Source organism: Streptomyces sp. NPDC097981 (genome assembly GCF_040302565.1).
Taxonomy (GTDB): Bacteria; Actinomycetota; Actinomycetes; order Streptomycetales; family Streptomycetaceae; genus Streptomyces.
Genome location: NZ_JBEORW010000057.1, coordinates 26115 through 35840 on the forward strand (window position 1 = coordinate 26115; position 9726 = coordinate 35840).

Annotated in this window: 8 protein-coding genes and 2 pseudogenes; 7 read left to right on the forward strand and 3 right to left on the reverse strand. The window is 69.9% G+C overall.

Going from position 1 to position 9726, the window contains the following annotated elements:
• Positions 1 to 4 precede the first annotated feature (4 nt).
• The gene (locus ABTY04_RS35595; RefSeq protein WP_352217590.1) at positions 5 to 2254 is read left to right on the forward strand and encodes an ATP-binding cassette domain-containing protein; all 2250 of its coding nucleotides are present in this window, start codon (positions 5 to 7) and stop codon (positions 2252 to 2254) included.
• 50 nt (positions 2255 to 2304) lie between these two features.
• On the forward strand, positions 2305 to 3885 hold the full coding sequence (locus tag ABTY04_RS35600; RefSeq protein ID WP_352217591.1) for an MFS transporter: 1581 nt from the start codon (positions 2305 to 2307) through the stop codon (positions 3883 to 3885).
• Positions 3886 to 3918: 33 nt separating this feature from the next.
• On the opposite strand, the gene ABTY04_RS35605 is transcribed toward ABTY04_RS35600, so the two are convergent.
• On the reverse strand, positions 3919 to 4926 hold the full coding sequence (locus ABTY04_RS35605; protein ID WP_352217592.1) for a helix-turn-helix transcriptional regulator: 1008 nt from the start codon (positions 4924 to 4926) through the stop codon (positions 3919 to 3921).
• Between the two features lie 160 nt (positions 4927 to 5086).
• Between ABTY04_RS35605 and ABTY04_RS35610 the strand changes: the two genes are divergently transcribed.
• The gene (locus ABTY04_RS35610) at positions 5087 to 5566 is read left to right on the forward strand and encodes a VOC family protein (RefSeq protein ID WP_352217593.1); all 480 of its coding nucleotides are present in this window, start codon (positions 5087 to 5089) and stop codon (positions 5564 to 5566) included.
• A 25-nt stretch (positions 5567 to 5591) separates the two neighbouring features.
• Here the strand turns inward: ABTY04_RS35610 and ABTY04_RS41290 are convergent.
• Both ABTY04_RS41290 and ABTY04_RS35625 read right to left on the reverse strand, forming a co-directional pair.
• Positions 5592 to 6762: pseudogene (locus tag ABTY04_RS41290) on the reverse strand (winged helix DNA-binding domain-containing protein).
• 9 nt (positions 6763 to 6771) lie between these two features.
• Entirely contained in the window at positions 6772 to 7365 is a 594-nt protein-coding gene (locus tag ABTY04_RS35625) for a TetR/AcrR family transcriptional regulator (RefSeq protein WP_352217594.1), read from the reverse strand.
• A 345-nt stretch (positions 7366 to 7710) separates the two neighbouring features.
• On the opposite strand from ABTY04_RS35625, the gene ABTY04_RS35630 reads away from it, so the two are divergent.
• The 4 genes and pseudogenes from ABTY04_RS35630 to ABTY04_RS41295 all read left to right on the forward strand — a co-directional run bounded on the left by ABTY04_RS35630 (position 7711) and on the right by ABTY04_RS41295 (position 9317).
• Positions 7711 to 8157 (forward strand): VOC family protein, encoded by a 447-nt coding sequence (locus tag ABTY04_RS35630; protein WP_352217595.1) that lies wholly within the window; start codon positions 7711 to 7713, stop codon positions 8155 to 8157.
• Positions 8158 to 8164: 7 nt separating this feature from the next.
• Positions 8165 to 8293, forward strand: a complete 129-nt coding sequence (locus ABTY04_RS35635) for a hypothetical protein (RefSeq protein ID WP_352217596.1) — start codon at positions 8165 to 8167, stop codon at positions 8291 to 8293.
• Positions 8294 to 8302: 9 nt separating this feature from the next.
• Positions 8303 to 8536, forward strand: coding sequence for a VOC family protein (locus ABTY04_RS35640; RefSeq protein ID WP_352217597.1), 234 nt, complete (start codon positions 8303 to 8305; stop codon positions 8534 to 8536).
• A gap of 50 nt (positions 8537 to 8586) precedes the next feature.
• Positions 8587 to 9317 (forward strand): annotated as a pseudogene (locus tag ABTY04_RS41295) (NADPH-dependent F420 reductase).
• Positions 9318 to 9726 lie beyond the last annotated feature (409 nt).

The following is a 9726-nucleotide window of genomic DNA, read 5'->3' on the forward strand; positions in this document are numbered from 1 at the left end:
GTTCATGAGCCAGCACATCGTCATCGAGGGCGCACGCGAGCACAACCTGCAGGGAGTCTCGCTGCGTATCCCCAAGGACAAGATCACGGTCTTCACCGGGGTGTCCGGGTCGGGCAAGTCGTCGCTGGTGTTCTCCACCCTCGCGGTGGAGGCACAACGACAGCTCAACGAGACGTTCACCACCTTCGTACGCAACCGGCTGCCGCGCTACGAGAAGCCCGACGCCGACCGCATCGACCACCTGTCCACCGCGGTGGTCGTGGACCAGAAGCCGATCGGCGCCAACGCCCGCTCCACCGTGGGCACGTCAACCGACATCGCCTCGATCATCCGGCTGTTGTTCTCCCGTGCCGGGGAGCCGTCGGCGGGCATGGCGACGGCGTACTCCTTCAACACCCCCGAGGGCGCGTGCCCGACCTGCGCCGGGCTCGGCCGGACCGTCCAGCCCGACCTGGACAAGTTCTTCGATACCGCCAAGTCGCTGAGCCAGGGAGCGTTGCTGTTCCCGATGTTCAACGTCGGCGGCGTGCAGTGGAACCTGTTCACCCGCACCGGCCGCTTCGACCTCGACAAGCCCCTCACCACGTACACGCAGCAGGAGTGGAGGCGCCTGCTGCACGGCGAACCCGGCTCCACCACGGCCACCGACGAGGGCCTCATCCCGCGCTTCGAACGGCTCTACCTGGGCCGTGACATCTCCACCCTTTCTTCCCGCACCCGCAAGGCGGTCGAGGAGTTCACCCTCCAGGGCACCTGCCCGTCCTGTGCGGGGGCGCGCCTGAACGACGACGCCCTCAAGACACGCGTCGACGGGCTCTCCATCACCGACCACATGGCGATGGAGGTCACCGAGCTCGTCGACGTACTCGGGAAGATCGACCACCCGCTGGGTACCCCGGTCGCCGAGCAGGCCATCGCCGGGCTGCGCCGCCTGGACGACATCGGGCTCGGCTATCTCAACCTGGGCCGTGAGACCTCCACCCTGTCCGGCGGAGAGGCACAGCGCCTGAAGATGGTGCGCTTCCTCGGCTCGTCGCTTACCGGCATGACGTACATCTTCGACGAACCCTCCACCGGCCTGCACCCCCGCGACGTCGGCCGCATGAACGAGCTCCTGCGCGAGCTGCGCGACCGCGGCAACACGGTCCTCGTCGTCGAACACGACCGCGACGTGATCGCCGCCGCCGACCACGTCATCGACATGGGCCCCGGCGCGGGCGTCCACGGCGGGCACGCCGTCTACCAGGGCACCCCCACCGGCCTACGGGATGCTGACACCCGCACCGGGCTCTGCCTGCGCCGCACTCCCACGTTGAAACGCCAGGTCCGCAGGCCGACAGGGCAGCTGACGGTCAAGGACGCCGCCCTGCACAACCTCAAGAACATCACCGTGGACATCCCCACCGGCGTGCTCACGGTGTTCACCGGCGTCGCCGGATCAGGCAAGTCCACCCTGGTCACCGAGATGTTCACCGCCCAGCACCCCGAGGCCGTCGTGGTCGGACAGGGCAGCATCGGCATCTCCTCGCGCTCCACCCCGCTCAGCCACCTCGGCATCATGGACACCGTCCGCAAGGCGTTCGCCAAGGCCAACGGCGTGGACGCCGGGTACTTCAGCTTCAACTCCCGCGGCGCCTGCCCCCAGTGCCACGGCAAGGGCGAGATCACCGCCGACATGGCGTTCATGGACCCGGTCACCACGGTGTGCGAGCACTGCGCCGGCACCCGCTACGACCCCGCCGTGCTCGCCCACACACTGCACGGCAAGAACATCGTCGACGTCCTGCGCCTCACCGCCGAGGAAGCCGCCGGCTTCTTCACCGACCGCACCATCACCCGCAAGATCGCCCTGCTGAACGAGGTCGGCCTCGGCTACCTCACCCTCGGCCAGCCCCTGTCCACACTCTCCGGCGGCGAACGCCAACGCCTCAAACTCGCCGGCGAACTCCACAAGACCGGCGGCGTCTACGTTTTGGACGAGCCCACCACCGGCCTGCACATGTCCGACATCCAGACGTTGCTCGCCCTCCTGGACCGCATGGTCGACGCGGGCAACACCATGCTGGTCATCGAGCACGACCTGGACGTCATCGAGCACGCCGACTGGATCATCGACCTCGGCCCCGACGGCGGCCGCCACGGCGGCCACGTCCAGTTCACCGGCACCCCGGCCCAACTGGCGAAGGCCAGGAACTCCCACACCGCCGACGCGCTGCGCCACGATCTCGGCCTGTCCACACTGAGGTCGCCGTGAGGGCGGCGTGAGGACATCGGGTGTCCTATTGGACCTCTACCGTCGATCCCATGTCCGAGAACAAATCACAACGAACCCCTGCACAAACGGTGGTTACCGATGCGCTGGTCAATCCCTCTCCGGCAGCGGTGGATCCCCGCCGATGGGTGGCACTGATCGTCCTCCTCGTCGCGGCCTTCATGGACGCGGTGGACGTGACCGTCGTCAACATCGCCATCCCCCACATCCAGGAGGACACCGGGGCCTCCACCTCCCAGATCCAGTGGGTGGTCGGCGGCTACGCACTGGCCTTCGCGCTCGGCCTGATCACCGGCGGGCGCCTGGGCGACCTGTTCGGCCGCAAGAAGGTCTTCCTCATCGGAGTCGCCGGGTTCACCCTCACCTCGCTGGTCTGCGGCATCGCCACCGCCCCCGAGGTGCTGCTGGCCGGCCGGATCGCGCAGGGCGCGGCCGCCGCGCTGATGGTGCCCCAGGTCCTTTCGATCATCCACGTCTCCTTCCCGAAGGAGGAGCGGGGCAAGGTCTTCGGCGTCTTCGGTGCGGTCACCGCGCTCGGTGTGCTGGCCGGGCCGCTGGTCGGCGCGCTCCTGGTCGAGGGCGATCTGTTCGGCATGGGCTGGCGGCCGATCTTCCTGGTCAACCTGCCCCTTGGCGTGCTCGGCCTGATCGTCGGCGCGGTCCTGATCCGCGAGTCGAAGGCCGAGCACGCGGCCCGGCTCGACGTGGGCGGCATGCTGCTGTCCGTTCTCGGCCTGCTCTGCCTCGTGCTGCCGCTGATCCAGGGCCGCGAGCTGGGCTGGCCGGTGTGGACGTACGTGATGCCGGCGGCCTCCGTTCCGGTGCTCGCGCTGTTCGTCGCACACGAGCGACGCGTGATCGCCCGCGGCGGCTCCCCGCTCGTCGTCCTGTCCCTCTTCAACCGCAAGAGCTTCTCCGGTGGCCTGGGCGTGCAGCTCCTCTTCGGGCTCGCGTCCGGCGTCTTCTTCCTGGCCTGGACGCTCTACCTCCAGCTGGGCCTGGGCTTCTCGCCGTTGAAGGCGGGCCTGTCCGGGCTGCCGCTGTCGCTGCTGCTGATGGCGGGGGCGGGGGTCTCGATGCAGATCCTGGTGCCGCGCTTCGGCCGCGCCGTGCTCCAGGCCGGCGCGCTGACCGCCGCGGCAGGGATGGTCCTGTTCGCGTGGCTGGTCGGCCACTACGGCGCGGACATCGCGCTGTGGCAAGCGATGCTGCCGCTGGTGCCGATGGGCGTCGGCATGGGCCTGATCGTCGCACCGCTCGCGGACATCGTCCTCTCCGAGGTGCCGCACGAGCACGCCGGCTCGGCCTCCGGCCTGAACAACACCACCGTCCAGCTCGGCCAGGCCGTCGGCACCGCCCTCTCCTCGCTGATCTTCTTCAACGAGCTGGGCGGTGACGGCAACCCCGTCACCCAGGCGGCGCAGACACCGGACGCCTTCGCCCACACCCTGCCGTACGTCGCCGCCGCCTTCTTCGCCGCCTTCGCGATGCTGTATGCCATGCCGCGCCGGGCCGGGCGCACCGACGCGGACGGCGGGGCCGGCGCCAAGTCCGCCGACGACCCCGTACCCGCCGACAACCTCGCGGCCGAGGAGGCCGCGGCAGCCCGCTGATACCGGCCCGCTCAGCGAACCGTCCCGAACCACTCACCGCTCTGGGCCCTGGGCCGCCTCAATGGCGCCCAGGGCCCGCTCCGCGATCCGCCGCAGGTGCGGGACGATCTCGGGCGGCCCGACCAGGGTGTAGTCCAGACGCAGGGCGGCGATGCGGAAGGCGAGGTACTCGGGGGAGTCCGGGGCCGTGCGCAGCCGACAGCGGTGCTCGTCGAGCTGTTCCAGGACGCCGAGCGAGGCCGGTACGCCCTCGGCCGCGCGCTCGATCGGAGCATGCACGATCACCTCGGCGCGGCACCTGCCCGGCCCGGCGCCCAGAACGCCCGCCACATACGCAGCGGCATCCTGACCGTCGGGCAGCTCGCGTGCGGAAACGCGGGCGCCGGTGCGGTGCAGGGCGTCGATCCGGTCGACGCGAAAGGTGCGCCAGTCGGCCCGGTCGAGGTCGTACGCGACCAGATACCACCGCCGCCCCGCGACCACGAGATGCACCGGTTCGGCCAGCCGCCGCGACGGCTCACCGCGGCCCGGCGCATAGCTGAAACGGATCTTCTCGCGGGCCACGCAGGCGGCGGCGAGGGCGGCCAGGAGATCAGCCTCGGGGCCGGGGACAGGCGGGGAGAGGAAGGTGGCCGCCTCTGTGAAGTGGGACACCCGGCGCCGCAGGCGCGACGGCAGCACCTGCTCCAGCTTGGCCAGGGCCCGCAGTGAGGTGTCCTCGATGCCGCTGACCGCGGCGGTGGCGGCGGTGCGCAGGCCGATCGCGATGGCCACGGCCTCATCGTCGTCCAGCAGGAGCGGCGGCATGGCCGTCCCGGCGACGAGCCGGTAGCCGCCGATGTTGCCCTGGCTGGCCTCGACGGGATAGCCCAGCTCGCGCAGATGGTCGATGTCGCGGCGGATGGTGCGGGGTGTGACGCCCAGGCGCTCGGACAGCTCGGGACCCGTCCAGTCGCGCGGGGCCTGGAGCAGGGACAGGAGCTGGAGCAGACGGGCCGCGGGGTCTCGTACGCCCCGGGTTGCCACGGGATCGGCACTCATGCCGCTCACCCTCACCGACCAATAGGACGTCCGATGACCTATTGGACGTCTACCGTCGAAGACGTCGGACGAAACACACCGTTTCCCCGTAATTTGCCCCCGAGGTGCTGGCCCTGGCCCGCCCCGGGACCCCACAGCCCCACCAGGAGAGGTGCCCGCCATGACCGACAACGGAGCCAAGGAGATCCTCCAGCTCTTCACGCCGATGCTGTACGTGAACGACAGCCTGGAGGCCATCGCCTTCTACACCGACGTCTTCGGCGTCAAGGAGATCAGCGAACGCACCATGCTGCTGTCCCAGGTGCCCGGCATGGACAAGATCCCGGGCGCGCACCGCACGGTTGTCTACTCCAAGCTCCAGTTCGCCGACGGCAGCGCGCTGAACGTCGCCGACCTGTACGGCACGCCTCCGGGCGACGGCGAACACGCCATCGGCAGCAACATCCACATCGGCCTGCAGTACACCGACCCCGGCGAGCAGCGGTCGGCCTTCGACAAACTCGCCGCTGGCGGCAAGGTCCTGGAGCCCCTTGAGACGAAGTTCTGGGGAGTCGCCTACGGCATCGCCCAGGACAAGTACGGCGTCATCTGGGAGTCCAACTGCTACCTGCCCCAGAGCGAAGGCCATGCGCCCGCGTAGCCCTCGGACGGCTGGGAGTGCGAGCTCAGGAGCAGAGTTCGCACTCCAGCGGGGTGCGGTAGGCAGGGGTGAAGCGGCGCTCCCCGAGGAAGGCCGCTGTCCGCTGCGCCTCGGCGTCGATGGCCGCACGGGCCTCGCGTCCGGGATCGTCGAGGAGCCGCCAGTTCAGGGTGCCGTCCTTGCGCTGGGCCCATCCGCCGACGATCCGGCCGTCCCACCACACGGTGGGGCCGACGTTGCCCATCCGGTCGAAGAGCACGGGGACGTGGGCGGGGTCGAGGTAGAAGCCGCGCTCCCGCCAGCCCATGGGGGTGGGATCGAGGGCCGGCAGCAGCACGGCCGAGGGCTCGGCACCCTCGACTGGCTCCAGGTCCTCGGCCAGGGCATAGCCCATGCCCTCGTCGAGGTCGACATCCACCGCTCCGGACGCGGCCAGGGCCTTGCGGGTGTCGGTGGCGTCCAACCGGTCCACCACTTCAGGTCGGCGACGGTGCCGGGGCCGAAGGCGCCGAGCCAGAGCCGGACCAGCTCGACCCGTGCCGCTGCCGGGGCGAGCTCAGGGAGTTCGGGGCCCAGAGCCCAAGCGTGCTGGTTGCTGGTCCAGCCGCCCCGGCGTGTCGCGCGTACGGCATGACCGTCGGAGGCCAGGACGAACAGCAGGTCGGCGGCGACGCTACGGCGCGACTCGTAGCGCTTGCCGGGCGAGACGACGATCTGCCGCTCAAGGCCCGGTAAGCCGCGGCCAGTTCGGCCGTGCTCGCCTCGCCGCGCTCGGCAAGGGCGGCCAGGACATCACGGGACACCTGCTCCAGCCACCGCTCTTCACCGATCCCGGACGACTCGATCTGCCGCAGCAACTGCTTCCTGCGTACGGCGGCCTGGGGCCGCCCGGCCGCAGCCAACAGGACCGGGGCCAGCGCGGTCGGCGTCACAAAGACGGTGCAGCGCATCGCAGTCATCCGCAGCAGCGACTCTCGCGCGTACAGACCCCGCTCCACCGCCTCCGGGCGGGGGTCGGCGAGGCGGGCGGCAGCAGAGAGGTGGACGGTCGCGGCATCGGTGGCATGCAGCGCAAGGACGGACTGCGCCGCCTCGCTGACGTCGGCCGCCCGCGCCGCGGGGTGAAGGAGCTGGCGGCGCACCAGTCGGGCGCGACGCTCACGGGCGGTGATGCGGGGGCGGGCGATGCCGCTCATAGCGGTTCCTCAACTGCTCCGGGTGTCCGGGCGGGGGGTGGCGGTGAGAATGAGCCGCAGGATGCCCTCCACGTCAGTACGGCTCGGGGGCTCGCTGCCGGCCAGGCCGCGCAGCGTCAGGCCGTTGGCGGCCACCGCGGCGGCACGGGCCGTCAGCGGATCGACGTACCGGGACAGGGCGTCGACGCTCGCCTCGATGTACCGGTCGGCGATCGGCCGCAGCGCCGGGCGGCGCAGCGCGGCCACGTACAGCTCGAACTCCACGACCTGTTGACCGCGCTCCGGGCCGAAGCCGGCGAGGAGCGCGTCGGCGAGGAGCACGGCCAGCTGCTCCGGCGTGAGCTGCGGGCGCTGAGCCACCCAGTCGTCCAGGTAGGCGGTAAAGCGTTCGACGGAGCGCTGCAGGGTGGCCTGGATCAGGTCGTCCTTGGTGGCGAAGTGGTAGGTCGTCGCCCCCAGCGGTACCCCCGCCTCCTCGGCCACCGCCCGGTGGGTCAGCCCCTCGATACCGCGCGCGGCGATGACCCGCTCGGCGGCGGCGACGACTTCCTCAATCCGCCGCTTGGGGTCGTAGCGCCGCTTGGCACCGCCCTGCTCAGCCATGACCGCACCCCTCCCAGAGACCGTGATCACTACGAAGAGAATCCATTTCAGAACAATCGTATCGAATATTCCCCGGCGGCACCCCAGGGGCCGCCCATGCGGCATCTTCCCTGCACAGCGAAGCAATCGCGTCATTACTTTCCGCTATGCGACCAGGTGGAACCGCCGCACCATTCGACACCTATGACCGTTTTACCGCTATCACTCGACAGGATGTGAGACGTATGTACTAATTGAGGAAGAGCGCCCCCGGCCGCAGCGCGAGAGCCGAGCCTCTCCGGCCGGCCCTGATGCCTCAGCCCAGAGCGCGCCCCACCGCAACCCACGACGTGGCACACCCACGTGATGAGCCGCCCCCTCCCCCCGGAGCCCGCCGTGATGAACGTCTCCCCCTGCCTGGCCGTCAAGGACCCACTGGCCACCGCCGCCTTCTACGAGAAGCTCGGCTTCGGCGTCCTGGACACCGGCCCCCTCAACCCCGCACACACCCTCCTGATCATCACCCACCAAGGCAAGCCCGCCCTGATGGTCCAAGGAGAAGAGACCCTGCGCGCACTGCTGCCCACCATGCAGCCCGCCAACGGCTGTTCGGGCATCCACTACTTCGTCGTCGACGACTTCGACGCCACCATCGCGCGCATCCGCCCGCACGTCGAGGTCGTCAAGGACACCGTCACCAACTACGACCGCACCGGCCGTGAGTTTTTCTTCCGCGACCCCGACGGCTACATCCTCGGCATCTTCGGCGCCGACGACCCGAACATGATCCCCCGGCACCACGAAAGCGCCTGACCGCACCATGCACACCCCCGCCATCTCCGCCTGCCTCGGCGTCCACGACACCGCCGAGACCCTCGCCTACTACGAGAGGCTCGGCTTCCAAGCCGTCCCCGCGGGCCCCGACGCCTACGTCCGCGTCCTCACGTAGTTCGCCTTCGTGATCCAGCCCGCACAGGGCCTCGGCTTGTGGCTGCCGCCGCTCAAGGACACGCTCATCGGCTGCTCCGGCATGCACTACCTGGCCGTCGCCGACTTCGACACCTGGTTCGCCGGCCACCGTGACCACATCGAGGTCACCAAGGGCCCCGTCGACGCCGGCGGCCAGCAGGCGCTCTACTTCCGCGACCTGAACGGATACCTCATCGGCGTCACCCAGAAGACCCAGCACTGACCCATCGAACCGACCTCACCAACCCCCTCCGCCGGCAAGGAGTTATCACCATGACCGCCACGAAGAACACGAAGATCGCCGTACTCGGCACCGGCGGCGGAGGCCGCACCCACGCCGCCCGCCTCGCCGAACTCGGCTACGAGGTCCACGTCGGCACCCGCGACCCCGAGGCCACCCTGGCCCGCACCGAGCCCGACATGATGGGCAACGCCCCGTACAAGGTGTGGCTCGCCGCCAACCCCGGCATCCAGCTGCACACGTTCGCCGACGCAGCCGCTGCCGCCGACGAGATCGTCATCAACGGCATCGACGGCCACAACGCCGTCGCCGCCCTGACCGCCATCGCCGACCAGCTGACCGGCAAGACCCTCATCGACTACCCGTCCCCTACCTCTACGGCGCCCAGATGGAGCACCCCTGGCCCACCCCGTGGGGCACGATGCCCAAGCTGGACCCCTGCGACACCGACAGCCTCGCCGAGCAGATCCAGCGCGCCCTGCCGGACGTGAAGGTCGTCAAGTCCTTCGTCACACAGGAGCAGGAGACCGTCATCAACCCCAAGGCCATCGGCGACGGCGAGCACACCATGTTCGTCGCCTCCGACCACGCCGACGCCAAGCACGCCACCACCGACCTGCTCAAGGCGTACGGCTGGACCGACGTCCTCGACCTCGGCGGCCTGGTGACGGCCCGCGGCATGGAGATGTACGCCCACATGCACGGCGCCATCGGCCTCGCCCTCGGACTGGGCAACCACTTCGGAGTCAAGATCGTCCGCTGACAGCCCGCCCGCGCAGTCGGCGGGCCCGGCCACACACCCGGGGCCCGCCGACAGCACTCTCCGCGCCTCTGAGGAAATGGCCACCCTGGTGAGACGGACCATCCATGTCACACGGTGAGACGGGTGGCGCAGAGCCAGGTCACTGAGCAGTGTGCATCGTGAAGTTGCAGGTCACGGGTCTGGTGTGCACGCGTCTTGCAGTGCTCACGCTGGTCGGCGGCAGGTGTCCACGATGAAGATCGTCTGTCAGGGCGGCCGGGGCGGTTCTCGGGTTCTGCTGCGCCTGTCGTGAGGGTCAGCCTACGATCCGTCGCCGTACGGATGCACCGCCGGATCGCGGGGAGGGAGCGGGGATGTCCGAGCTGGAGCGGATCACGGCTCGCCGGAGCGAGCTGGACGCGCTCGCCGA